Below are 24,209 nucleotides of genomic sequence, written 5' to 3'. Positions count from 1 at the left end.
AGGACGCCAGCGTCGGGAGGACGCCATGGGTTCGGTTCTGGGCTTTCCGGGGATTGATCCGATGGACGTCGTCGTCGGCGCCCGCATCCGGCGCTGGCGCGACCACCGGGGCGTCGCCGCCGATGATCTGGCCGCCGCCCTCGACCTGACGCCCGAGGCCCTGCGCCGGGTCGAGGCGGGGCGAGAGCATCTGGATTCCGCCGGCATCGACGCCGCCACCCGCGCCCTGCACCTGCCGGTATGGGCGCTGGTGTCGGACACGCCGGGGTACTGATGGTCGCCCGTCTCTATCGCGCCGTCTTCGCCTGCGTCGGCTGGTTCGCGCTCGGCCTGCAGTACGGGGTGACGCTCGCGGACAACCCGGACAGGAGCGCGGGCGAGCTGACGCTGAACTTCTTCAGCTACTTCACCATCCTCAGCAATATTCTGGTGGCCCTGGCCCTGACCGCCCCGGTCGTGACGCCGAACAGTCGGATGGGGCGCTGGTTCGCGGGCGAGGCCGTGCGGGCGGCCATGGCCATGTATATCGTGGTGGTCGGGGTGGTGTACCACTTCCTGCTGGCCCCGACCTGGAACCCACAAGGTCTGGCCCTGCTGGGCAACAGCCTGCTGCACTATGTCATGCCCGCCGCCTTTGTTCTGGACTGGCTGCTGTTCGCGCCCAAGGGCCGCCTGAACTGGAAGGATCCGGCCCGGTGGCTGATCTTTCCGCTGGTCTATGGCGGCTGGACCCTGATCCACGGCGCGCTGAGCGGTTGGTGGCCCTATCCCTTCGTCGACGTCGGCGCGCTCGGTTTGGGGCGGGTGCTGCTGAACTTCGTCGGCCTGTTGATCTTCTTCCTGATCGTCGGCCTTGTGATCGTGGCGCTTGATCGCACCTTCGGACGAGGTGACAGAAGCCGCGCGTCCGCTAGCCCCGCCGCCTAACGGGCAGTCGGCCCTACCCATTGAAGCTCCATCTTCCCCGGCTCCTCAGCTTGAGCCGCGAATTCGTACTGGGTGACGCCAAACAGCTTCATATAGTCACGCAGAGCGCTGACCCGCGCGCGGCTCAGCTCATCGCCTGCCCTGTCGGAAAGCCCCACAATTTTGATGACACCCGACGAGCATCTCTGACTGGCCTCAACCACCAGCGACAGAGTGCCCGCCGAGGTCGCCGTAATCACGGCGTTGCCTTCATGAAAGCCAAGGCCCCCATAGGCAAAGTCACAGGACATCTTGCGATAAATGTCGGTGCTCGGCGCGATGGCCGGTTGGGTTGCACACCCAGACAGCCCAAAGACCATGACCAACAGCGCCAATTTCATCTTCATGTGGACGCTTGGAAGCTCGAACGCGCCGCTTAGGCGATTTCGTCGTCGCCTCACCCGATTATTGATACCAATGTAATCAGAAAGATCACATCTCGCGCTTCGGCTCAATCCTTGCGCGCAAGGTGACAGACGGCTCGCGTCCGCCTAAGCCTCACCGCATGGCCTACAAGTCCCTGCGCGATTTCATTGCGACCCTCGAAGCCGACGGCGAACTGGTTCGCGTGTCCGAGCCCGTCTCCACCCATCTGGAGATGACCGAGATCCAGACGCGACTGCTGCGCAACGGCGGCCCGGCGGTCCTGTTCGAGAAGCCGGTCATGCCGGACGGCTCGATCAGCCCCATTCCCTGCCTGGCCAACCTGTTCGGCACGGTGAAGCGGGTGGCCATGGGCGTGACGCTAGAGGGCAAGCAACGCACCACGGCGGGCGAGTTGCGCGAGGTCGGCGAACTGCTGGCCTTCCTGCGCAACCCGACGCCGCCGCGTGGGCTGGGCGACGCCATGGAGATGCTGCCCCTAGCCCAGACCGTCATGTCGATGCGGCCCAAGACGGTGAAGAAGGCCCCGGTGCAGGAGGTGGTGCTGAAGGGCGATCAGATCGACCTGACCGCCCTGCCGATCCAGGGCTGCTGGCCCGGCGAGCCTGCCCCCCTGATCACCTGGGGCCTGGTCGTGACCAAGGGGCCGTCGGACGATCGCGAGGACGACTTCAACCTGGGCATCTACCGGATGCAGGTCCTGGGCAAGGACAAGGCCATCATGCGCTGGCTGGCCCATCGCGGCGGCGCCCAGCACTACGCCCGGCACAAGAAGGCCGGAAAACGCGAGCCCCTGCCCTGCGCCGTGGTTCTGGGCGCCGACCCCGGCACCATCCTGGCCGCCGTGACCCCGGTGCCGGAGACCTTGTCGGAGTATCAGTTCGCCGGCCTGATGCGCGGCTCCAAGGCCGAACTGGTCCCCTGCAAGACCGTGCCGTTGATGGTCCCCGCCAACGCCGAGATCGTGCTGGAAGGCCACGTCCTGCTGGACGAGTTCGAGGACGAAGGCCCCTACGGCGACCACACCGGCTACTACAACTCGGTCGAGAAATTCCCGGTCTTCCAGGTCAGCGCCATCACCATGCGCAAGAACCCCATCTATCTGACCACCTTCACCGGCCGCCCGCCGGATGAACCGTCGGTGCTGGGCGAGGCCCTGAACGAGGTCTTCATCCCGCTGATCCGCCAGCAGTTCCCTGAGATCACCGACTTCTGGCTGCCGCCCGAGGGGTGCAGCTACCGCATCGCCGTGGTGTCGATGAAGAAGGCCTATCCCGGCCACGCCAAGCGCGTGATGATGGGCTGCTGGAGCTATCTGCGGCAGTTCATGTACACCAAGTGGATCATCGTGGTGGACGACGACATCAACGCCCGCGACTGGAAGGACGTCATGTGGGCTGTCTCGACCAAGATGGACCCGGCGCGCGACATCACCGTCATCGAGAACACCCCCATCGACTATCTGGACTTCGCCAGCCCCGAGAGCGGTCTGGGGTCCAAGATCGGCTTGGACGCCACCGACAAGTGGGAGCCCGAGACCAAGCGCGAATGGGGCGAGGAGATCCGCATGGATGCGGCCGTGGTCGAGCGGGTCAACGACATCTGGGACCGCCTGGGATTGCCGGGCGACAAGACGCCGATCTGGAAATAGGCTGAGCCGTTAGCAGCGCCGGGGGGCGATTTTGAGCGCGTACGAGTTCTTCTTCAGCTTCTACGGCCTGCTGCTGGGCCTGTCGGTGGCCGAACTGGTCGGCGGCTTCGCGCGGGTGCTGCATGAGCGCGAACGCATCCGCTTCGGCTGGCTGACGCCCGCGCTCGCCCTGTTCGTGGCCATCGACATCGCCACCTTCTGGAACCAGGCCTGGGTCATCTTTCGCGGGGCGCCGTTCAATACCTTCCTGCTGTTGGTCAGCCTGAGCATCGCCGCGACCTTCTATGTGGCGGCCAGCGTCACCTTCCCCCGCGTTACGGCCGAGGGCGCGCATGAGCGGGTCGATCTGGACGCCCACTTCTGGGCCCATCGCAAGCTGGTGTTCGGCTGCATCCTGGGCGCCAACCTGATCGTGGCGGTCATGGTCGTCATCCTGGCCCAGGCAGACGCGGGGTTCGCCAAGGTCGCCAGTTCCGTCACGCTGTGGACCGGCGTCGCCATCTTTGTGGCGGCAACCGCCACCGCGGCCTTCGCGCCCTGGCGGCGGGTGGCGGTCGGCGCCCTGATCGTCGCGCTGCTCTACATGATGTGGCAGATGGCTCGCTCGGCGGCAGAGCTGGCGTCAACGGGTGGATGGTCGCCGATGACTGGTGCGGGCTGAAGCTGAGGTCGGCAGTAACGACGATTACTCAATTGTGGCTTCAATGCGATTTTTAGATGACGTCTTTGTCATCCCAACGTAGCCTTGGAAAAAATCACATGGAGTTTCCTGATGAAGTCCGCGTTGGTCCTGGGTCTGGCCCTGATGATCGCAGCGCCAGTCGTGCACATTCCCACGCCGGCTGATGCACAAGTACTGGTCGGAGGCGCCCGCCGTTCGGCGCCACGTCCGCGTCCGCGCCTGTCCGAGGCGGAGCAGGATCGCCTGGAATCCGCCGAAGATGAAATGGTCGCCCTCGATGAAAAACTGGCGGATCTGGAAGCCGCCAACGAAGCCTCGGGCGGTCTGACCGAGGCCCAGCGCGCGGAATGGCAGAACCATACGGCGCGCCGCCAGGAGGCCCAGGCCACCGTCGAACGCCTCCGCGCCAAACGGAACGGCTGATCGGGCTTGTCAGAGCGAACGTGACGGCGGAAGACAGGGAATGCGCATCAGCCTGTTCCTCGCCGCCGTCACGGCGTTCGCTTCGAGTCCCGCCATGTCCCACATCTCGCCCACCGTCCCCAACGCCGCCCCCTGGGACCAGGCCTTCCTGCCGCCCGCACCGACGTGGAATGGCGCGTCGAAGGCCCTGCTGCGCGACGCTTCCGATCCCTGGGTCACGGCCTTCGAGGCCGATGCGGCACATGACTTCTCGCCCTCCTACGCCGACACCCGCGCCTGGTTCGACCGGCTGGATGCGGCGTCGGATCTGATCCGCATCGAACAGTTCGGCGTCTCGCCGGAGGGCCGCCCGATCTACGCCGTCATCGCCTCCAAGGACGGCGCGACGCTGGATCCGAACAAGCCTGTGCTGCTGGCTCAGGCCGGCATCCACCCGGGCGAGATCGACGGCAAGGACGCGGGCATGATGCTGCTGCGCGACATGGCCTTCTACGGCAAGGACGGCCTGCTGGACCGCGCCAACCTGATCCTGATTCCGATCCTGAGCGTAGACGGACACGAGCGGACCAGCCCCTATTCCCGCCCCAACCAGCGCGGACCGCGCAATCAGGGCTGGCGTCACACGGCGACCAACCAGAACCTGAACCGCGACTTCATGAAACTGGATCAGGCCGAGATGCAGGCCGTCATGGGCCTGATCCACAAGTATCAGCCCGACCTCTACGTCGACATCCACGTCACCGACGGCATCGATTATCAGTACGACGTCACCTACGGCTACAACGGCGAGAACGGCGTCTGGAGCCGCAGCCCGGCCATCGCCAAGTGGCTGGACGACGCCTTCAAACCCGACATGAACTCGGCGCTGGAAGCCCAGGGCCACATCCCCGGCGAACTGGTCTTCGCCATCGACGACCGCGACCCCAAGAAGGGCATGAACGACGGCGGTCTGGGCGAACGCTACTCCAACGGCTGGGGCTCGGCGGCCCACGTCCCGACCATCCTGATCGAGAATCACAGCCTGAAGCCGCACGAGCAGCGGGTGCTGGGCACCTATGTCTTCCTGGAAGAAGCGCTGAGGCTGCTGGCCGACAAGTCGCAGACCCTGCGCGCCGCCATCAGGGCCGACCGCGCCCTGCGTCCCGCCGAACTGCCCGCCAACTTCGTCGGCGACGAGCAGCCGATCCGCACCCGTCCGTTCAAGGGCATCCTCTACGACACCTATCAAAGCGCCGCCTCGGGCCGTCCCGAACTGCGCTGGCTGGGCCAGCCGGACCCGGAGCTGTGGCAGGTGCCCTACTTCGGTTCGCACCCGACCCTGACGCTGAAGCGCCCGAGCGCCTACTGGGTGCCGTCCTATCGCGCTGACATCATCGAGCGGCTGAAGACCCACGGCGTGCAGATGGAGACCCTGACAGCGCCGCGCACGGTCACCGTCGACATGCTGCGCCTGGTCGATCCCAAGGTCTCGGCCCGCACCAACGAAGGCCATGTGCCGATCACGGTCGGCGAGGTCCGCCCGGAAGCGAAGGACTGGACCTTCCCCGTCGGTTCGGTGCGGGTGCCGACCGATCAGCCGATGGGCGACGTCGCCATCCTGCTGCTGGAGCCGCAGTCGTCCGAGAGCTTCTTCGCCTGGGGCATGTTCCCCGAGGTGCTGAACCGGGTCGAATACATCGAGGCCTACGCCATCGCGCCCCTGGCCGAGAAGATGCTGGCCGCTGATCCGGCGCTGAAGACCGAGTTCGAGGCCAAGCTAGCCGCCGAGCCCGCCTTCGCCGCCGATGGCGACGCCCGTCTGGCCTGGTTCTACGAGCGCACGCCCTTCTATGATCAGCGCTTCCGCCTCTATCCGGTGGGGCGCGAACATTGAGCCTGATCCCGACCATTCAGGCGGCGGCCCTGTGGGGCGGGCTGCTGATCCTGCTGATGTTCGGCCTGTCGGGCGTGGTGGTGAACCGGCGCCGCAAGCACATGGTCGAGTTCGGCGACGGCGGCGAGCGTGAACTGGTCTGCGCCACCCGCGCCTTCGCCAACGCGGCCGAGTACATCCCCGCGGGGATGTGCGGCCTGATCCTGCTGGCCTTCCTGGGCGCGCCGGCCCTGCTGATCCATGCGGTCGGCGGGACGTTGTTCGCGGGCCGGGTGATCCACGCCCTGGGCCTGCTGTTCCAGCAAGGCCCGTCGCTGGGCCGATCGGTCGGCATGATCCTGACCTGGCTGGCCCTGCTGGTGGCGGCGGTCAGCCTGATCGGCTGGTCGATCCTCTGAAGCGCGGCGGGCCGGTTGCGATACAGCGGCGGGTCCGCCATATCGGGGCATGTCCGCACAGACGCCCTCCCCCGACATCCTGCATGATCTGGTCGCCGCCGCGCTGAAGGCCGGCGCCGACGCCGCCGAGGCGGTATCCGCCCACCGCGCCTCCCTGTCCGTCGGCGTGCGCAACGCCGAACTGGAAGAGGTCGAGCGCGAAGAAGCCCGCGATCTGGGCCTGCGCGTCTTCGTCGGTCGCCGGCAGGCGACGGTGTCCGCCTCCGACCTGTCCGACGCCACCCGCGCCCGTCTGGTCGAGCGGGCCGTGGCCATGGCCAAACTGGCGCCCGAAGACCCCTATGCCTCCCTGGCCCCGCAGGACCGGCTGGCCCAGGGCCCGCACGCTGACCTCGACCTGTTCGACCCGTCCGAGCGCACGGCCGAGGCGCTGGAAGCCGCCGCCGCCGAGGCCGAGGCCGCTGCACTCGCCGTCGAGGGCGTTTCCAAGTCCGAGGGCGGGCACGCCTCCTGGTCGGCCAGCGAATGGCGCCTGGTCACCTCGCACGGCTTTGACGGCCGCCACCGGGGCAGCGCCTTCTCGCTGGGCGTCGGCGTCATCGCCGAGAAGGACGGAGCCATGGAGCGCGGCGGTGAAAGCCGGGCGACGCGCCACCTGTCCGACCTGCCGGGCGCCGCCGAGATCGGCCTGAAGGCGGGCGAGCGCGCCGTCGCCCGCGTCGGCCCGCGCAAAATCGCCTCGACCACCGCCCCGGTCATCTTCGAGAACCGCATCGCCACCCAGGTCCTGTCGCCCCTGCTGGGCGCCATTTCCGGCCCGGCCATCGCGCGCGGCAGCTCCTTCCTGAAAGACAAGCTCGGTCAACAGGTCCTGCCGGCGGGCGTGGACATGGTCGACGATCCCTTCCGCCTGCGCGGCCTCGGCTCGACCCCCTTTGACGACGAGGGCGTGGCGGTCGAACGGCGCAACATCGTCGAGGACGGCGTCATCACCACCTGGCTGCTGAACACCGCCTCAGCCGCCCAGCTGGGTCTGGCCTCGACCGGCCACGCCTCGCGCGGGCTGGCCGGCCCCTCCGGCGTCTCGACCCACAACCTGCACCTGGCGCCGGGCGAAGACGACAAGGGCGGCCTGATGGCCAAGGCCGGATCGGGCCTGCTGATCACCTCCATGTTCGGCCCGTCGCTGAACGCCAATACCGGCGACTGGTCGGCGGGGGTGTCCGGCTTCTGGTTCGAGGACGGCCAACTGGCCTATCCGGTCAGCGAAGTGACCGTGGCGGGCAATCTGATCGACCTCTACGCCCGTCTGCTGCGGGGATCGGATCTGGAGTTCCGGGGTTCCTTCAACAGCCCCTCCCTGATGTTCGACGCGGTGGCCATCGCCGGAAAATGACCGACCTTCTGTCCGACCTCGAACTGATCCGCGACGCGGCCCTGGCCGCCGGCCGGCTGGCGCTTGAGCATCGCGAGGCGGGACTGAAGGTCTGGTCCAAGGAAGGCGGTTCGCCCGTCACCAGCGCCGATCTGGCGGTGGACCAACTGCTGCGCGACACGCTGCTGAACGCCCGACCCGACTATGGCTGGCTGTCCGAAGAGACAGCGGACAGCCCCGAGCGCCTGACCAAGAAGCGCATCTTCGTCGTCGATCCCATCGACGGCACCGTCGCCTATATGAAGAACAAGCCGTGGTGGTGCGTGCCGATCGCCGTGGTCGAGGAGGGCCGCCCCGTCGCCGCCGTCATCCACGCCCCCATGCTGGGCGAGATGTTCGAGGCCACGCTCGGCGGCGGCGCCCGGCTGCAGGGCCGCCCCATCAGCGCCTCGGACACCGACACCCTGGAGGACGCCGAGCTTCTGGCCGACGCCCGGTTGATGGAGGCGCGCGAATGGGCCGAGCCCTGGCCGGAAATGCGCTTCACCAAGCGCAACGCCCTGGCCTATCGCATGGCCCTGGTCGCCGCCGGGGCCTTTGATGCGGCCATCGCGATCAGCCCCAAATGGGACTGGGATGTCTGCGCCGGCGCCCTGATCGCCGAGGAGGCGGGAGCGAAAGTCAGCGACCATATGGGCCGTGACTGGTGCTTTAATCGCCCAGATCCGCGTCAAACCAGCCTGATCTGCGCCGCGCCGGCCCTTCACCCGTTGATCGTGAGGCGCACAGCGCCTATCCCGCTGGCGATCTGATCTCCCCTTTTTTCTCGCAATGGAACCCCCTCTCCATGGCTGACGCCCACGATCCCCAACTGCTTCACCTCGTCATCGGCGGCGAGATGCGCCATCCGGCCGAGCCGATCTTCCGCGACCTGGCCAAAGTCGAGTTCGTCGGCGCCTATGGCAGCTATGACGAAGCCAAGCAGGCCTGGAAGGCCCGCGCCCAGGCTACCGTCGACAACGCCCACATGCGCTACTTCATCCTGCACGCGCACAAGCTGATCGACCCGCGCTCGGACGCCTAAGTCGCAGGCCCTAGGGCTCGGGCGCGCTTCACCGCGACGTTTCGGAACCGCACAGGCGGCTGACGCGCTTTCTCGTCAGCCGCCTTTGGCGTTTCTGGAGAGGCCACTGCCATGATGCCCACCCTGATCGTCCTTCTGCTGGTGATCCTGGCCGTCGTCGCTATCGTCTGGGTCGTGCGCAAAGGCCCGGCGCACACGCCGCGTCCGGGCGAGGATCAGGACACCGCCTGGAACGATCCCATCACCCCGGCCGAAACCCATCACCACCGCCCCCACGAACCGGAGCCCCGATCTTGACCCTGTTCGGCTACACTATCGACGGACAGCAGTTGCTCGGCGTCATCTCTCTGGTCGGCGTTCTGGCCCTGTGGCTGGTCGTTCTAGGCCGCGAGCGCGGTTATGCGCGCTGGTTCCGCCAGTGGGAAGCCGACCGCAAGGCCCGCCGCGACGCCGAGACGGCGCATCATGGTCCCAAGCGCGGGCCCTGGGGCTGACGGCCGGGCTGACTACTCGCGCTTCAGCAGGCGGTCGACGATCAGCCTGCCCCACCAGCCGGCCTTGAACTCGGCGCGGATGGCCTTGGGATCATAGGCGTCGCTGTCGATCCAGTCCTCGAAACTGACGCCGGTCGGTTCAACCTCGCGGACGTACTTCTCCAGGACATAGTCGAGCACGCCGGTCATGCCCTCGCGGCTGTGCAGGGTGCGCTTGCCCAGCTCCGACATGGCCGCCGAGATCGGCTCGCCCAGGTGAAAGTGGCGATAAAGCACCGCCATCATCCCCGCCCGATCCGCGCCCGACTTGCAGTGGATCAGGGCCGGGTATTCAATCGTTCGGAACAGCTCACGCGCCCGGTGGATGCGGTCGCGGCCCGGCGCGTCGCGCGAGTCCAGCGGGGCGTCGATCAGGGTCAGGCCCAGACTCGCGCAGGCGTCCTTCTCCAGCCAGTAATAGGACTCGTCGCGCTGACCGCGCAGATTGATGACGGTCTTGATCCCGCGCCTCTGCCAATAGGCCAGTTGCCCCGGAGACGGCTGATTGGTCCGCACCAGATCCGGTCCCAGCCAGTGGGCGTTGGTGAAGGCCGTGCGCAGGAAGGCGTGGTCGGCCCAGAAATAGGACCAATACGCCTTGAATCGGCCCATCGCCGTGGTCAGATCATAGCGCTGCATATGCCGCAGATAGCGACGAAACCGCACCGCGTCACCTGCAGGCTTCGCCGTGCGGCTTGACTTGACGCCCAACCCGTTCGACCGAGAGCCATGACCACCCCCGCGCCCGCATCCGACACCCGCGAACCTCTGCGGCCGCTTCTGAGCCGGATCTGGCGCGACTACCTATCCCGGCACAAGCCGGCCTTCTTCGCCTCCATGTTCTGCGCCGCGATTTCAGGCGGGCTGACCGCCCTGTTGCTGAAGTTCCTGGAACCGGCGATCGACCTGCTGTTCACCAAGCACGAAGGGCCGGTTCAGGTCTGGGGCCTGGTCAGCATTCCAGCGGACAAGGTGCTGATCCTCATTCCGCTGTTCATTATCGTGGTAGCCGTGATCCGGTCGCTGGCCATGGCGGCGCAGTCGGCCTTGGTGAACCGGCTGGGTCACGGCATCGTCGGCGACATCCAGAAGCAGCTCTTCTCGGGCATGATCCGGGCTGACCTGTCGCGCCTGCGTGGCCAGCACTCCGGCAGCTTCGTCTCGTCCGTTCTGTTCGACGCCAACCTGGTGCGCGAAGCCTTCACCTCGGGCGTGGTCAACTACACCCAGAACGCCCTGATGCTGCTGGGCGTCATCATCGCCATGGGCTTCATCGACCTGCCACTGACGCTGATCGTCCTTCTGGGCGTGCCGGTCGTCAGCTGGATCATCCGCCGCTTCGGTCAGAAGTCGCGCAAGGCCGCCCGCGGCGCCATGGTCGAGACCGAGGCCCTGTCCAGCGCCCTGATGGAGAACCTGGACGGCGTCCGCGTCATCAAGATCGAGAACCGCGAAGCCGCCGAGGAAGCCCGTGTCGGAGAGGTCATCGCCCGTCGCCAGCGCCATATCATCAAGGGCGCCGACAGCCGCGCCTTCGCCGGACCGGCCAGCGATATCGTCGCCTACGGCATTGTCGCCGCCGTCATGGCCTATGCCGGGTGGAGCGCCAGCCAGGGCCAGATGACGGTTGGCGCCTTCGCCTCCTTTATCGGCATGCTGCTGCTGGCGGGACAGGCACTGCGTCAGGTGACCAACCTGACCACCGTCCTAAGCGAAGGCATGACCGCCGCGCGTCGCCTGTTCACCGCCCTGGATATCGAGCCTGAGATCCGCGAGGCGACCGACGCCGTCGAGCTGGAAACCGGGCCGGTCACGGTCGCCTTCGACCATGTTTCCTTCACCTATGCCGCCAATCAAGAAGGCGGCGCGCCGACCCTGTCGGACGTCAGCCTGAAGGTCGCGCCGGGCGAGACCATCGCCCTGGTCGGCCCGTCGGGCGGCGGCAAGTCGACCATCCTGTCCCTGCTGCCGCGCTTCTACGACGTCACCGCCGGGGCCGTGACAATCAACAACCGCGACATCCGCGAACTGAAGCTGAAGTCCCTGCGCGATCACATCGCCCTGGTGACGCAGGAACCCTTCCTGTTCGACGACACCATCGCCGCCAACATCGCCTATGGGCGTCAGGGCGCCACCGCCGAACAGATCGTCGAGGCCGCCCGTTCCGCCGCCGCGCACGACTTCATCGCCGCCCTGCCAGAGGGCTACGCCACCCGCGTCGGCGAGGCCGGGATGCGGCTGTCTGGTGGTCAGCGCCAGCGCATCGCCATCGCCCGCGCCTTCCTGAAGGACGCCCCCATCCTGCTGCTGGACGAGGCGACCAGCGCACTGGACACCGAGAGCGAGGCCTTGGTCCAGGCGGCGCTGGAGCGGCTGATGCACGGCCGCGCCACCCTGATGATCGCCCACCGCCTGTCGACGGTGCAGAACGCCGACCGCATCTATGTCATCGAGGCTGGTCGCGTGGTCGAGCAGGGCACGCATAGCGCCCTGGTCAAGAAGGGCGGGCTCTACGCCCGTCTGGCCAGGCAGCAGTCGCTGGACGGGCCCGCGCCCGTGGTGGCCTCGCCCCTGCCCGACGAGACCGGCGCATGAGGCCCCTGCGTAATCCGCTCATCCAGACCTCCCTGGCCTGGCTGCTCTCGGAATGGATGCGGTTCTGCTATGCCACCATCCGCTGGGAATATGAAAACGAAGCGGTGGCCGAGGAGGTGTGGGCCGAGGGCGGCGGCGTCCTGTGCGCCTTCTGGCACTCGCGGCTGGCCCTGGCCCCGGCCAGTTGGCCGATGAAGCGGGCCCAGCCGGTCAAGGGGCTGGTGTCGTTGAGCGCCGACGGCGAGTTCTTCGCGCGCGCTGTGGGGCGGCTCGGTATCCCCGCCGTGCGCGGCTCATCCAGCAACAAGGACAAGGCCAAGCAGTCCAAGGGCGGCACCCAGGCCCTGCGCGACGGTCTGAAACAGCTGAAGGTCGGCGGCCTGGCCCTGACCCCCGACGGCCCGCGCGGGCCGGCGCGGCAGATGGCCGAGGGCCTGCCGCTGATGGCCAAACTGTCGGGCGCGCCCGTCCTCTTCATCGGCATTTCCTGCAAACCGGCGATGCGGCTGAACAGCTGGGACAAGGCCGTCCTGCCCCTGCCCTTCGGCAAGGGCGCCGTGGTCTGGGACAAGGTCTGGTATCCTGAAGGCGCCGAGATGTCCGAGGTGGTCGCCGAGTGGACCGAACGGCTGACGGCGGTTGAAGCCCGCGCTGACGCCCTCGTCGGTCTGGAGCGGGTCTAGGCCGTGATCTTCAGCCCCGCCCTGATCGCCTATCGCCTGCTGACCCGTCTGATCGAGCCTTTGGCCCCTCGCCTGCTCGACGGCCGGGTCAAGCAGGGCAAGGAAGACCCGCAGCGCGTCGACGAACGGTTGGGGTTGGCCGGTGTCGCCCGCCCCGCCGGGCCGCTAATCTGGATTCATGGCGTCAGCGTCGGCGAGGCCCTGTCCATCCTGCCCCTGGCCGAGCGCATTCGAAAGGACCGGCCCGACGTGGCGGTTCTGGTCACCACCGGGACGCTGACCTCGGCGCAGATCCTGGCCCAACGTCTGCCTGCCGGCGTCATCCATCAGTTCGCCCCTGTTGACAGCCCCGGCGCCGTCGCCGCCTTTCTCGACCACTGGCGGCCCACCATCGGCGTCTTCGTCGAAAGCGAGCTGTGGCCCAACCTGCTGACGGCAGCGAAGAAGAAGGGCGTGGCCCTGGCCCTGGTCAGCGCCCGCATCACCGACAAGACCGCCGAGGGCTGGAAAAAAGCCCCCGGCATGGCGCGCGCCCTGATGGCCTGCTTCACCCATGTCTGGCCGCAGGATCAGGCCAGCGCCGACCGACTGACGGCGCTCGGCGCCCGCGTCGACGGTCAGGTGAACCTGAAGCTGTCGGGCGAGCCCCTGCCCTATGACAAGGGCGAGTTCGGCCGCCTGTCGGCCCTGATCGACGACCGTCCCGTCGTCGTCGCCGCCAGCACCCACGAACACGAGGAAATGGCCATCGTCGGGGCGCTGGACCATCTGGCCGAGCGCCTCTTCCTGATCGTCGTGCCGCGCCACCCCGAGCGCGCCGACGAAATCGCGCGGGCGCTGGCTCAGGATGGCTACAGCTTCGCCCGGCGCAGCCTGCGCCAGCCGATCACCGACGACACCGACATCTACCTGGCCGACACGCTGGGCGAACTGGGCCTGTTCATGCGTCTGGCCGACGTGGTGGTGATGGGCGGCTCGTTCGCGCCCGCTCTGGGCGGCGGCGCCGTCGGCGGCCACAATCCTCTGGAACCCGCACGTCTGGCCAAGCCCGTCGTCACCGGCCCCGACGCCAGCAACTGGGCCGCCGTGACACGGATGCTCAAGCAATCCGGCGGACTGGTCTCGGTGCTGTCGCCCGCTGAGTTGCCGGGCATCGTCGGCCCGCTGCTGGCTGATCCCGACGCGGCGCGTGACATGGGCGAGCGCGGCCGCCGCGCCGCTGCCGAGGCTGCCGCCGGTCTGGACCGTCTGTGGCTGGCCTTGCAGGCGCATTTGCCCGCCGCCCCGTCGCGAGGCCGTCGATGAAGCTGAACACGCCCCGCTGGTGGTACAGCCGCGACCGCCGTCACGCCCCGGTCGCGCGGATGCTGCTCAAGCCCGCCTCCTGGATCTGGGCCGGCGTCACCGCCCGTCGCATCGCCCGCGCAGAACCCGTTGATCCCGGCGCGCCCGTCATCTCCATCGGCAATCTGACCGTGGGCGGTTCCGGCAAGACGCCGATCGCGCGCGAGGTGCTGCGCCTGCTGCACGCCCAAGGCGTCGAGGCCGCCGCCCTGTCGCGCGGCTATGGCGGGACGCTGGAAGGTCCGATTCAGGTCGATCTGGCCGTCCATACCGCCGCCGAGGTAGGCGACGAACCGCTGATGCTGGCCAGCGACGCCCCCGCCTGGATCGCGCGTGACCGCGTGGCCGGGGCCAAGGCCGCCGTGGCCGCCGGCGCCGAGGCCCTGGTGCTGGACGACGCCCATCAGAACCCGACGTTGAAAAAGACCCTCAGCCTGATCGTCGTCGACGGCGAGACGCGCGGCGACGAATGGCCCTTTGGCGACGGCTCGGTGTTTCCGTCCGGCCCCATGCGCGAGCCATTAGCGGCGGGTCTGGCGCGGACGGACGCGGTCATCATCCTGCTGCCCGCCGACCTGGCCGAGGTCGACCCCGAACTGGTCGAAACCTTTGGCGACCTGCCCGTCTTCATCGCCCGGCTGGAGCCCGCCGCCGCCCCGCCGTCGGGGCCCCAGGTCGGTTTCGCCGGCATCGCCAAGCCGTGGAAGGTCGAGCGCTCGCTGATCGCCGCCGGCTGCGACCTTAAGGACTTCGTCCCCTTCCCCGATCACGCCGAGCTGTCGGAGCGCGACTTCGCCCTGCTGACCGATCGGGCGGCCCTGTTCGAGGCCGGTCTGGTGACGACGGAAAAGGACTGGGTGCGCCTGCCGCCCGCCTGGCGCGACCGCATCGTCGCCTGGCCGGTCGTAGCGCGATTGACGGACGAAGCGGCTTTTCAAACCTTCCTTCATGGGAAGGTTAAGTCGTTCCTGCCTCTCAGATAGCGCCCAGTGGGCAAACCCTTCCTGAAGTGACGAGATTTTACAATCCTGACCTTGGTCTTCGGCCCCAAGCCTGACCTTAAGCGTTATGGATGGGTGATCTCTCGGAGCACTCAGTAGCATGAAGATCGCAGTTCTCGACGACGACCCGGTCCAGCTGGAAACCATTTCCAGCGTGACGGAGACGGCTGGCTACCGCCCCGTCCTGTTCTCTCGAGCTCAAGCCCTGATCTCGGCCCTGCGCAAGGATACATTCGACCTTCTGATCGTGGACTGGAATCTGCCTGACCGTTCCGGTCTGGAAGTGCTGGCCTGGGCCCGCACCAACCTGAAGCCGCCGCCGCCCATGCTTCTGGTCACCAGCCGCGCCGAGGACGAGGACATCGTCGCCGGCCTGAACGCGGGCGCTGACGACTACCTGCCCAAACCCCTGTCTCCGGCTGTTCTGGAAGCGCGCATCAACGCCCTGATGCGCCGCGTCTATGCCCAACATTCGACCCCTGGCGCCGAAGTTCACGGCGACACCCTTTTCGACGACTCGGCCAGCACCGTCAGCCGCGATGGCAAGAGCGTGGTCCTCACAGCCAAGGAATATGCGCTGGCGCAGTTGCTGTTCCGTAACCTGCACCGCGCCCTGTCGCGGACCTATATTCTCGAGACGGTCTGGGGCAACGAACCCAACCTGAACAGCCGCTCGCTGGACATGCACATCTCGCGCATCCGCACCAAGCTTGAACTGCGCCCCGAACAGGGCTTCCGCCTGACGCCCATTTACAGCTACGGATACCGTCTGGAACGCGTCGGCGCCGTTGAGCCCCTCATGGACGACGTCGAGTCCGAGGACGCGTAAAGGGGCGACGACATGAACAGAAACCGGATGATCATCGTCGGCCTGACGGCGGCGCTGCTCACGGCTTCTCCCAGCTTCGCCCAGACCGGATCCGCGCCCGCCGCCGTCGAAACGCTCGACTATGTGGTGCGGCCCGGCGACACCCTGATCGATCTGGCCACCGCCTATCTGAACCGTCCCTCAGACTATCGCCGGGTGCAGCGCGACAATCGTGTGGCCAATCCGCGCCGCCTGCCCATCGGGCGCACCCTGACCATTCCGGTTTCGCTGCTGCGCGCCGACCCCGATTATGCGCGGATCGCCGGCTTCCGGGGCGCCGTCACCCTGAGCGAGGGCGGTCGCGCCGCCCCGCCGGTTCAGGGTCAGACCCTGGCCGAGAACGCCATCCTGACCACCGGCGCCAACGCCTTCGTCCGCCTGGCCCTGTCGGACGGCAGTCATGTCGTCGTGCCGTCCAACAGCCGGGTCCGCCTGTCCCGCCTGCGGCGCTACGCCCTGAACGGCGCCGTCGACCATGCCCTGACCGTGGAAGCCGGCCGCGCTGAATCCCGCGTGACGCCGCGTCGTCGCCCCGGCGGCTTCGTGGTCCGCACCCCCGTCTCGGTCTCCGCCGTGCGCGGCACCGACTTCCGCGTCGCCTACAACGACGACGCCGATCGCTCGGCGACCGAGGTCATCGAGGGCGTGGTCGAGGTCGATTCGGGCGACGGCCTGAGCGAAGCCGTCGCCGTCGCCGATCAAGGGGTGTCGACCAGCCTGACCGACACGCGGCTGCTGCCGCTTCTGCCTGCGCCTGCCCTGACCCAACCCGACGAGGTTCAATCCGGCCCGGTCGTGGACTTCGCCCTGGCGCCCCTGAGCGGCGCCGCCGGCTATCGCGGTCGTCTGGCGACGGACGCGGGCATGATCGACGCCTTCGCCGAGGCCGACAGCGCCCCGAACCAGCCCCGCCTGCCTTTCGGTCCGCTGACGGACGGGGCCTACTTCCTGCGCCTCAGCGCCCTGTCGCCTGAAGGCCTGGAAGGCCGCGCCACCACCTACAGCTTCATCCGCGCCCGCAACGGCGTCGGCGGCCTGACGTCCGGCAGCGAGAGCCGCGACAACCGGCGCTTCTATCGCTTCCGCTGGGAGGCCGAGGGCGAGGGCGAGGCCCGTTTCCGCTTCCAGCTGTCGCGCGAGGACGCCGAGGGCCGCGCCGAAGGCCCGCCCCTGGTTGATCAGCCTGGCGTAGTCGAACAGGCCTTCACCCTCAGCGACCTGCCGCCGGGCGTCTACACCTGGCGGGTGCAGGGCACGCGCCACCGCTTCGGCCGCCTGCTTCAGGTCTGGTCCGAGCCGCAGCAACTGCGCATCGGGCGCTGACGGGTGCCGGCACGGGGCTGGCTGGGCGCACGCCTTACAGGCCGACGCGCCCTGATCGAATGGGGGCTGGTGGCGGCGGTCACGGCCCTGCTGGTCGGCTGGCTGGCGCTCACCCCCGTCGCCGACCGCGCCGACAACCTGGTCTACGACGGCCTGATCCGGCTTCAGGACGGCCCCGCCGATCCTGCCATCGTCATCATCGCCATCGACGACCGAAGCCTGAGCGAGCTGGGCCGCTGGCCCTGGCCGCGCACCATCCACGCCGCCCTGATTGACCGCCTGAGCCAGGTCCAGCCCCGCGCCGTGGCCTATGACGTCCTGTTTACCGAGCCCGAGGCCGGCGACGGCGAACTGGCCGCCGCCCTGGCGCGCGCCCGCGATGTTCATCTGCCGCTGCTGGTCGACGCCCCCGGTCTGAACGGCGCCGCCTGGCAGGTCAGCGCGCCCTCGCCCGACCTGGTCCGCGCGGCGGCCAGCCTGGGTCACGTCAACATGATCGTCGACGGAGACGGGGTGATCCGCCGCGTCCCGCTCTACATGCAGGCGGGCGCTCACACCTGGCAGCAGTTGATCCTGCCGCTAGCCGCGACGGCGGGGGTGGTTCCGCCCGCCCCCCATCCTGACGCGGCAAGCGACGAGCCCCTGATCGCCGCCGCGCCGGAAGCCATCGCCTATCGCGGGCCACCCGGCCGCTATCGGACCCTGTCCTTCGTCGACGTGTTGAACGGCGAGGTTCCGGCCGATTTCCTGAAGGACAAGCTGGTTCTGGTCGGCGCCACCGCGCCCGGCATGGGCGACCGCTACGCCACCCCCGCCTCGCCTCACGGCGAACTGAGCCCGGGCGTCGAGATCCAGGCGGCCCTGCTGCAGACCCTGCTGGAAGGCGGCGGCCCGCGCACCGTCGGCCCCCCCTGGGTGTTGGCCCTGTCGCTGCTGCCTCTGGCGCTGCTGATCGGGGGCTTCCTGATCCTGCGCCCCTTGGCCAATATGGTTCTGGGCGTGGCGCTGATCGTGCTGACGCTGGCCCTCAGCGCCGCCGCCTTCGTCACGGCGGGTCTGTGGTTCCCGCCCGCCGCCGCCGTTGCCGGACTGGCGGTGGCCTATCCCTTCTGGAGCTGGCGCCGGCTGGCCGCCGCCTCGGCCTATATGCAGAGCGAGGTCGAAACCTTCGAGCGCGAGGCCGCGCCCATTCCCATCGCCGGGCTGACGTCCGCCATGATCGCCCCGCGTCACGGCGACATCGTCGCCAAGCAGGTCGACACCCTGCGCGCCGCCCTGAAGCAACTTCGCGACCTCGACCGCTTCATCGCCGACGCCCTGCGCAGCTTGCCCGACGCCACGGTGGTGGCCGCTCCTGACGGTCGCGTGCTGGTGGCCAATGATCGGGCACAGGCCCTGTTCGGCGCGGCCCTCGGCGCGAACGCCGGCCTGGCCGACCTGTTCCTGACCCTGGGCGAACCCTCGTGGCGACGTTTCATCACCGACGAGGCCAATGACCTGGGCGATATTCTGGCCCCCGAAGGTCAAGTCCTCAAGGTTGCGGCGGCCGCCTTGACCGACGCCGACGGCCGCCCGCTGGGTCACATCGTACGCTTCGCCGACATGACCGGCTTCCGCGTCGCCGAGCGCCAACGCGAACAGGCCCTGCAACTGCTCAGCCACGACATGCGCGCGCCGCAGGTGTCGATCCTGACCCTGCTGGAGGGCCGGCAGGACCGCGCCGATCCGACCTTCGAACGGCGCATCGGCGCCTACGCCCAGCAGACGCTGGATCTGGCCGAGGGCTATGTCCAGTTGGCCCGCGCCGAGTCCCAGCCCTATCGCAGCCTTGTCCTCGACCTGGGTCAGGTGCTGATGGACGCCGCCGACACCCTGTGGCCCCAGGTCTCAGCCAAGGGCGTGACCATCCAGACGCCCGACGGCGAGGAGGAGTACCTGGTTCAGGGCGATCCGGCCCTGCTGCGGCGACTGCTGACCAACCTGCTCGACAATGCCCTGAAGTACGGCCCGGAGGGCGGGGTCATCGCCTGCACGCTCGAGGCCGCCGAAGAGGAAGCGCGGCCCACTCTGACCCTGCGCATCCGCGATCAGGGACCCGGCCTGTCGGAAGAAGCCCAGCGTCGTCTCTTCCAGCCCTTCGGCCACGGCGACGCCGATGCGCGCGGTTCGGGTCTGGGGCTGGCCTTCGTGCGTACCGTGGCCCGGCGTCACGGCGGGCGGATCGGCTATGAAGGCGGCGCGGACGGGGCTGTCTTCGTTCTCACCCTGCCCCGCGTGATAGAAGCCGACGCCTAGTCGGCGGCGGGCAGTTCCGCGACCACGGCCTCGGCCAGGGCGTCGAGCGCCGCATCCTTCTTGCGATCCCCGACCACGGTCGCAGCCCGGGCCTCATAGACGGTCGGCGCAGCGCCCGGCCCGTTCAGGGTCAGGCTGAGGACATGGGTCTTGCGGCCCGTGCTCCACCACTGCGGCAGAACCGGCGATGCCGTCCACTCGCCCTTGCGCGCAGCGTCATCGGTGAAGGTTCCGGTCCGCTGAGGGCGAACGGCATAGGCGACCTCGATCAGCCAGTCGGAAGTCTTGTCGCCTTCTCGCCAGCCTCTTGCCTGCAACTGGCGGCGCACGGCGGCGGTCGCCGGGCCGACATCCGCGGCTCCGGCGTCGGCGACGGCCAAGCGATAGGTGGCCGCTCCGGGCTGGAACGCCGCCGGAGCGGTGACCTCAATGCGCGGTCCCGTGGCGCATCCCGACAGGACGACGGCGGAAACCAAAGCGATCAAGATGGGGGAACGACAAGCCATGGCTCACTCTAGCCCGCCGAGTACGGTCGAGCCATGGCCGTCATCATCGACGGATCAGTCCTGACGGAAGACCTGACCGTTCTTCATCACGAAGCGGACGCGCTGCAGTTCGGTGACGTCGCTCAGCGGGTCGCCCGAGACAGCGATCAGGTCGGCGGGCATGCCCGGCGCCAGCCGCCCGGCCTCGTTCGAAATCTTCAGATGCTCGGCGGCGCCGACAGTGGCGGACTGAATGGCCTCCAGCGGGGTCAGGCCGGCGCGAACGAGAAGGGCGAACTCCTGGGCGTTGTCGCCGTGGGCCGAGACGCCAGAGTCGGTGCCGAAGGCGATGCGGACGCCGCCGGCATGGGCGCGACGGGCCATGTCCAGCATCTTGGGTCCGGCCTCCAGCGCCTTGGCGGTCTGGGCCGGGGTGAAGAAGTTGTCAGGGCCGGAGGCCATGCGCGCCACATAGTCCCCGGCCATCAGGGTCGGCACCAGCCAGGCGTTGTGCGACTTGAACAGGCGCATGGACTCGTCGTCCAGGTAGGTGCCGTGCTCGATCGAGTCGCCGCCCGCCTTGAGGAAGGCGTTGATGCCGTCGACGCCGTGGGCGTGGGCCGTGACCTGACGCCCCATGCGGTGAGCCGAGGCGACGATGGCGGCCAGTTCGTCCTCGCTGAACTGCTGGGCCAGACCCGCCGCCGTGTTGGACAGGACGCCGCCCGTCGCGGTGATCTTGATGATGTCGGCGCCGCTGCGGACCTGGAGGCGCACGGCCCGCATGCAGTCCTCGACGCCCGAACAGACGCTTTCCGGCGACAGGACGTGCATGACGTCCTCGCGATAGCCGTTGATGTCGCCGTGACCGCCGTGGACCGAGACGGCCGAGCCCGCCGCGATGATGCGCGGTCCCGGCACGTCGCCGCGCCGCACGGCGTCGCGCAGGGCGAAGATGGATTCATTGCTGGCGCCCAGGTCGGCGACCGTGGTGAAGCCGGCGTTCAGGGTGCGTCGGGCGTAACGGGCGCCGATCATGGCCTGGGTCGCGTTCGACTCGGTGACGTTGTCCAGACGCCCGCTGGGGCTTTGCTGGCTGGTCAGGTGGACGTGGCTGTCGATAAGGCCGGGCAGGACAAAGGCGCTGCGCAGATCGACCACTTTTCCATCGCCGACGAAGCCGTCGCGGATTTCGACGATCTGGTTCCCTCTGATCACGAGAGTTTTATCTCGCAGCACGCGGCCGCTGGCCGGATCGGCCAGAAGTCGCCCCACTTGAACGAACGTGGTCGGCTGTTCCGCGGAAACCGCCGCGACCGCAGGGGCTTGCTGCGCCTGCGCCGAGGTCGCGGCCAGAACGGCAGCGGTCACAATCAGAGCCAGTTTCTTCATCGGTCCCTCCCAGAACTCCATATTTCACCTTAGCCCTTTGACGGCTTTCGCCAAGGCTCAGGTTGCGTCGTTACGGGGCTTTGTGAAACAAGCCGTCACAGTTGTTTAATCGTGCGAGGGGCGTCGCATGCGGCTTTCCAGACGTGGCTTGATCCTGGGCGGTTCGGCCCTGTTGGCGGGATGTTCTTCCGCCGCTTCGACCTCCAACCTCCAGCTCGCCGGCGCCGCGCCTGCCAGCCTCCCTGTCGTTCCGGGCCCGACCGTGACGCCGCAGCCCGCTTCCGTGGCCAAGGCGAGCGGCCCCGTCATCGATCCGCATGGGATCGTGCGTAAGGACCTGATGGAGCGCGCCCACGCCGCGTTGGACGCCCACGGTCACAAGATCAGCAAGCGCGACCGGATGTACCTGGTCGATTTCCAGAAGTTCTCGGGCGAGGACCGCCTGTATGAAGTCGATCTGGAAGGCGGATGGGTCACGGCCTATCGCACCAGCCACGGGCGCGGCTCGGACCCGGCGCACTCGGGCTTCGCCCAGCGCTTCTCGAACGAGATGAACAGCCACATGTCGTCGATCGGCGCCTTCGCCACGGCCGGCGCCAGCTGGGGCTCGCAACAGGGACCGAACGTCCTGCTGGACGGGCTGGAGTATTCCAACAACCGCGCCCGCGAACGCGCCATCATCATCCACGGCGCCGACTACGCCGACCCGGCCTTCCTGGCCCGCGAAGGCAAGCTGGGCCGGTCCTACGGCTGCTTCTCGGTGTCGCACGCCGACCTGGCGCCCCTGCGCGAACGCATGGGTGACGGCCGGCTGCTGTTCGCCATGGCCTAAAGGTTCGACCATCACCCTCGGGTTAGTCCCGAGGGGCTATCGTTCCACTTAGCGCGGCTCCAGCGCCCGCCAGCCGATGTCGCTGCGGTGGAAGCCGCCGGGCCAGTCGATCTTGGCGATCGCCGCATAGGCGCGTTCGCGGGCCTCGGCGATGTCCGCGCCATGGGCGCAGACGTTCAGCACACGACCGCCCGCCGCGACCAGAACCCCGTCGTCGCGCTTCTTCGTTCCTGCGTGGAAGACCTGGACATAGGGGCCGAAGTCCTGATCGGCGCCGCGGATGACCGAGCCCTCCAGCGGGCTGTCGGGATAGCCCTTGGCCGCCAGAACCACGGTGATGACCACCCCGTCCTTGAACCGGGGCGCCGGGGCCTTGGTCAAGTCGCCGCGCGCGCAGGCCAGCAGCAGAGGCACGATGTCGCCGTCGAAGCGCATCATCAGCACCTGGCATTCCGGGTCGCCGAAGCGGGCGTTGAACTCGACCACCTTGGGGCCTTCGTTCGTCGCCATCAGGCCGGCGTAGAGGACGCCGCGATAGGGCGCGCCCTCGGCGGCCATCATGCGGATAGTCGGCTGCACCACGCGCTCGTCGGCCTGCTGCACCAGTTCCGGGGTGAAGACCGGGGCCGGCGAATAGGCGCCCATGCCGCCCGTGTTCGGACCCATGTCGCCGTCGAAGGCGCGCTTGTGGTCCTGGGCCCCGCCGAACAGGACGGCGCGCTGGCCGTCGCAAAGGGCGAACAGCGAGCCTTCCTCGCCGTCCATGAATTCCTCGATGACCACGCGCGATCCGGCCGAGCCGAAACGCCCACCCAGCATCCGCTCGATCTCGGCCTCGGCGTCCTGCTTGTCGGGGCTGATGGCCACGCCCTTGCCCGCCGCCAGACCATCGGCCTTGATGACATAGGGGGCGGAATAGTTGTTCAGCGCCGCCTTGGCCTCGGCCACGGTCTCATAGACGCCGTAGCCGGCCGTCGGGATGCCATGACGTTGCAGGAAGGCTTTCGAGAAGGCTTTCGAGGTCTCCAGCTGGGCCGCCTTGGCGGTGGGACCGAAGCAGGGGATGCCCACGGTGTTGAGCCGGTCGGCCAGGCCCTCGGCCAAGGCCGACTCCGGACCGACCACGACGAGGTCCGCCTTCATCTCGCGCGCCAGGGCGGTCAGGCCCTCGGCGTCGGTGGCCTTCAGCTCGGGCCGCAGCTCGGCGTGCCGGGCCATGCCCGGATTGCCCGGCGCGGCGACGAGCCGCGTGACCAGCAGCGACTGGGCGATTTTCCAGGCCAGGGCGTGCTCACGCCCTCCCGATCCGACGAGCAGAATGTTCATGTCTGCGCAATGACCGCCCCGGCGGCGCGGGTCAAGCCGGGGAAAGGGTTAGCGGCGTTTCTGGGGTCCCAGACTCGGGGGCCGGGGTTCAGGGCGCCCAGGCGGGCAGAGCCTTGACCTCTTCCCAGGTCATGCTTGTGACCACGTCGTGGTCGTCGCCGTCCGCCTTGATGGTCAGGCCGGTAAGCGGCAGCCGCACCCAGCGCTCGCCCGGTCCGGTCGGGGCGACGATCAGACCGGTGACCTTGCCCGCGCTGTCCACGTCGACCCGCTCGACGTCGCCCAGATCAGAACCGTTCGCCGACAGCAGATCCGCGTCTTCCAACTGGGCGACGGTCAGGCCCAGCGCCATGGGCTCATCCCGGGTCAGGCCGGCGGTGGCGGCGGCGGGTGTCGGCGCGGCGGCGGGCTCGGCGACAGGCGCCGGCTCCTTCTTCTGCTCGGAACAGGCCGCCAGCAGGGCGGCGAGGGCGGCAGCTAGGATCAGGCTGCGGGTCATGGAGGGCTCTCCTATCTCGAGGGCAGCAAGGCCGACGCCGCATAGACCACGACGCCCAGCAGGATGACGCCCATCAGCCACAGCCAGGGATGGACCGACGGATTGCCTGCACGGCGCGACAGGTCGCGTTCAGCCGGGTCCTCTTCGGAAGGTTCTGGCGGGGAATAGTCGGACATCACCGACGGCAACGCCTGTCG

27 protein-coding genes are annotated in these 24,209 nt (G+C 68.3%); 20 read left to right on the top strand and 7 right to left on the bottom strand.

Features of this window, described 5'->3' with window-relative positions:
- The first annotated feature begins 25 nt into the window (after positions 1–25).
- Both ACIQTU_RS05110 and ACIQTU_RS05105 read left to right on the top strand, forming a co-directional pair.
- Entirely contained in the window at positions 26–274 is a 249-nt protein-coding gene (locus tag ACIQTU_RS05110; protein ID WP_400543262.1) for a helix-turn-helix domain-containing protein, read from the top strand.
- A complete protein-coding gene (locus tag ACIQTU_RS05105) occupies positions 274–927 on the top strand; it encodes a Pr6Pr family membrane protein (protein ID WP_400543259.1) in 654 nt (217 codons plus the stop codon). The genes ACIQTU_RS05110 and ACIQTU_RS05105 overlap by 1 nt, the downstream gene beginning before the upstream one ends.
- Here the strand turns inward: ACIQTU_RS05105 and ACIQTU_RS05100 are convergent.
- Entirely contained in the window at positions 924–1,313 is a 390-nt protein-coding gene (locus tag ACIQTU_RS05100; RefSeq protein WP_400543256.1) for a hypothetical protein, read from the bottom strand. The genes ACIQTU_RS05105 and ACIQTU_RS05100 overlap by 4 nt on opposite strands.
- A gap of 158 nt (positions 1,314–1,471) precedes the next feature.
- Here ACIQTU_RS05100 and ACIQTU_RS05095 point away from each other — a divergent pair, with 158 nt between their 5' ends.
- The 10 genes from ACIQTU_RS05095 to ACIQTU_RS05050 all read left to right on the top strand — a co-directional run bounded on the left by ACIQTU_RS05095 (position 1,472) and on the right by ACIQTU_RS05050 (position 9,330).
- Complete coding sequence (locus tag ACIQTU_RS05095; protein ID WP_400543253.1) at positions 1,472–3,001, top strand: UbiD family decarboxylase; 1,530 nt, start codon at positions 1,472–1,474, stop codon at positions 2,999–3,001.
- Positions 3,002–3,032: 31 nt separating this feature from the next.
- Positions 3,033–3,662: a hypothetical protein gene (locus tag ACIQTU_RS05090; protein WP_400543251.1), complete on the top strand. Its 630-nt coding sequence runs from the start codon at positions 3,033–3,035 to the stop codon at positions 3,660–3,662.
- Between the two features lie 111 nt (positions 3,663–3,773).
- Positions 3,774–4,106 carry a hypothetical protein gene (locus ACIQTU_RS05085; protein ID WP_400543248.1) on the top strand — a complete coding sequence of 111 codons (333 nt, stop codon included), beginning with the start codon at positions 3,774–3,776 and terminating at the stop codon, positions 4,104–4,106.
- A 40-nt stretch (positions 4,107–4,146) separates the two neighbouring features.
- Positions 4,147–5,979: a M14 family metallopeptidase gene (locus ACIQTU_RS05080; RefSeq protein WP_400543245.1), complete on the top strand. Its 1,833-nt coding sequence runs from the start codon at positions 4,147–4,149 to the stop codon at positions 5,977–5,979.
- The gene (locus ACIQTU_RS05075; RefSeq protein ID WP_400543242.1) at positions 5,976–6,377 is read left to right on the top strand and encodes an MAPEG family protein; all 402 of its coding nucleotides are present in this window, start codon (positions 5,976–5,978) and stop codon (positions 6,375–6,377) included. Before ACIQTU_RS05080 ends, ACIQTU_RS05075 begins: the two co-directional genes overlap by 4 nt.
- Before the next feature lie 49 nt (positions 6,378–6,426).
- Complete coding sequence (locus tag ACIQTU_RS05070; RefSeq protein WP_400543239.1) at positions 6,427–7,773, top strand: TldD/PmbA family protein; 1,347 nt, start codon at positions 6,427–6,429, stop codon at positions 7,771–7,773.
- Positions 7,770–8,564, top strand: a complete 795-nt coding sequence (locus tag ACIQTU_RS05065) for a 3'(2'),5'-bisphosphate nucleotidase CysQ (protein ID WP_400543236.1) — start codon at positions 7,770–7,772, stop codon at positions 8,562–8,564. Before ACIQTU_RS05070 ends, ACIQTU_RS05065 begins: the two co-directional genes overlap by 4 nt.
- 35 nt (positions 8,565–8,599) lie before the next feature.
- Positions 8,600–8,836, top strand: coding sequence for a DUF4170 domain-containing protein (locus ACIQTU_RS05060; RefSeq protein ID WP_400543233.1), 237 nt, complete (start codon positions 8,600–8,602; stop codon positions 8,834–8,836).
- A gap of 111 nt (positions 8,837–8,947) precedes the next feature.
- Positions 8,948–9,133, top strand: a complete 186-nt coding sequence (locus tag ACIQTU_RS05055) for a hypothetical protein (protein ID WP_400543230.1) — start codon at positions 8,948–8,950, stop codon at positions 9,131–9,133.
- Positions 9,130–9,330, top strand: coding sequence for a hypothetical protein (locus tag ACIQTU_RS05050; RefSeq protein WP_400543228.1), 201 nt, complete (start codon positions 9,130–9,132; stop codon positions 9,328–9,330). Before ACIQTU_RS05055 ends, ACIQTU_RS05050 begins: the two co-directional genes overlap by 4 nt.
- A gap of 12 nt (positions 9,331–9,342) precedes the next feature.
- Here ACIQTU_RS05050 and ACIQTU_RS05045 read toward each other — a convergent pair whose 3' ends face one another.
- Entirely contained in the window at positions 9,343–10,008 is a 666-nt protein-coding gene (locus ACIQTU_RS05045; RefSeq protein ID WP_400543778.1) for a protein tyrosine phosphatase, read from the bottom strand.
- Between the two features lie 90 nt (positions 10,009–10,098).
- On the opposite strand from ACIQTU_RS05045, the gene ACIQTU_RS05040 reads away from it, so the two are divergent.
- The 7 genes from ACIQTU_RS05040 (at position 10,099) to ACIQTU_RS05010 (ending at position 19,478) form a co-directional block, all read left to right on the top strand.
- Positions 10,099–11,964, top strand: coding sequence for an ABC transporter ATP-binding protein (locus ACIQTU_RS05040; protein WP_400543225.1), 1,866 nt, complete (start codon positions 10,099–10,101; stop codon positions 11,962–11,964).
- Positions 11,961–12,647, top strand: coding sequence for a lysophospholipid acyltransferase family protein (locus ACIQTU_RS05035; protein WP_400543222.1), 687 nt, complete (start codon positions 11,961–11,963; stop codon positions 12,645–12,647). The genes ACIQTU_RS05040 and ACIQTU_RS05035 overlap by 4 nt, the downstream gene beginning before the upstream one ends.
- Before the next feature lie 3 nt (positions 12,648–12,650).
- Positions 12,651–13,952, top strand: a complete 1,302-nt coding sequence (locus ACIQTU_RS05030; protein ID WP_400543219.1) for a 3-deoxy-D-manno-octulosonic acid transferase — start codon at positions 12,651–12,653, stop codon at positions 13,950–13,952.
- A complete protein-coding gene (gene lpxK / locus ACIQTU_RS05025; RefSeq protein ID WP_400543216.1) occupies positions 13,949–14,974 on the top strand; it encodes a tetraacyldisaccharide 4'-kinase in 1,026 nt (341 codons plus the stop codon). The genes ACIQTU_RS05030 and lpxK overlap by 4 nt, the downstream gene beginning before the upstream one ends.
- A 118-nt stretch (positions 14,975–15,092) precedes the next feature.
- Complete coding sequence (locus ACIQTU_RS05020; protein WP_400543213.1) at positions 15,093–15,821, top strand: response regulator transcription factor; 729 nt, start codon at positions 15,093–15,095, stop codon at positions 15,819–15,821.
- A gap of 12 nt (positions 15,822–15,833) precedes the next feature.
- Complete coding sequence (locus tag ACIQTU_RS05015; RefSeq protein WP_400543210.1) at positions 15,834–17,183, top strand: FecR domain-containing protein; 1,350 nt, start codon at positions 15,834–15,836, stop codon at positions 17,181–17,183.
- A gap of 3 nt (positions 17,184–17,186) precedes the next feature.
- On the top strand, positions 17,187–19,478 hold the full coding sequence (locus tag ACIQTU_RS05010) for a CHASE2 domain-containing protein (RefSeq protein WP_400543207.1): 2,292 nt from the start codon (positions 17,187–17,189) through the stop codon (positions 19,476–19,478).
- On the opposite strand, the gene ACIQTU_RS05005 is transcribed toward ACIQTU_RS05010, so the two are convergent.
- Both ACIQTU_RS05005 and ACIQTU_RS05000 read right to left on the bottom strand, forming a co-directional pair.
- Entirely contained in the window at positions 19,475–19,984 is a 510-nt protein-coding gene (locus ACIQTU_RS05005) for a hypothetical protein (protein WP_400543204.1), read from the bottom strand. The two genes, ACIQTU_RS05010 and ACIQTU_RS05005, sit on opposite strands and share 4 nt — an antisense overlap.
- 54 nt (positions 19,985–20,038) lie before the next feature.
- Complete coding sequence (locus tag ACIQTU_RS05000; protein ID WP_400543201.1) at positions 20,039–21,355, bottom strand: amidohydrolase family protein; 1,317 nt, start codon at positions 21,353–21,355, stop codon at positions 20,039–20,041.
- A 127-nt stretch (positions 21,356–21,482) separates the two neighbouring features.
- Between ACIQTU_RS05000 and ACIQTU_RS04995 the strand changes: the two genes are divergently transcribed.
- Entirely contained in the window at positions 21,483–22,187 is a 705-nt protein-coding gene (locus ACIQTU_RS04995; RefSeq protein ID WP_400543199.1) for a murein L,D-transpeptidase catalytic domain-containing protein, read from the top strand.
- A gap of 48 nt (positions 22,188–22,235) precedes the next feature.
- On the opposite strand, the gene purD is transcribed toward ACIQTU_RS04995, so the two are convergent.
- The 3 genes from purD to ACIQTU_RS04980 form a co-directional block, all read right to left on the bottom strand.
- Positions 22,236–23,513 (bottom strand): phosphoribosylamine--glycine ligase, encoded by a 1,278-nt coding sequence (purD, locus tag ACIQTU_RS04990; RefSeq protein WP_400543196.1) that lies wholly within the window; start codon positions 23,511–23,513, stop codon positions 22,236–22,238.
- Positions 23,514–23,601: 88 nt separating this feature from the next.
- Positions 23,602–24,012, bottom strand: a complete 411-nt coding sequence (locus tag ACIQTU_RS04985) for a PRC-barrel domain-containing protein (RefSeq protein ID WP_400543193.1) — start codon at positions 24,010–24,012, stop codon at positions 23,602–23,604.
- A gap of 11 nt (positions 24,013–24,023) precedes the next feature.
- Positions 24,024–24,188, bottom strand: a complete 165-nt coding sequence (locus ACIQTU_RS04980) for a hypothetical protein (protein WP_400543190.1) — start codon at positions 24,186–24,188, stop codon at positions 24,024–24,026.
- Between the last annotated feature and the right edge of the window lie 21 nt (positions 24,189–24,209).

It is taken from the genome of Brevundimonas sp. NPDC090276, from assembly GCF_044772165.1.
GTDB lineage: Bacteria > Pseudomonadota > Alphaproteobacteria > Caulobacterales > Caulobacteraceae > Brevundimonas.
The sequence above is the reverse complement of the archived record's forward strand: the minus strand, read 5'-3'. Positions and strand labels throughout refer to the sequence as shown.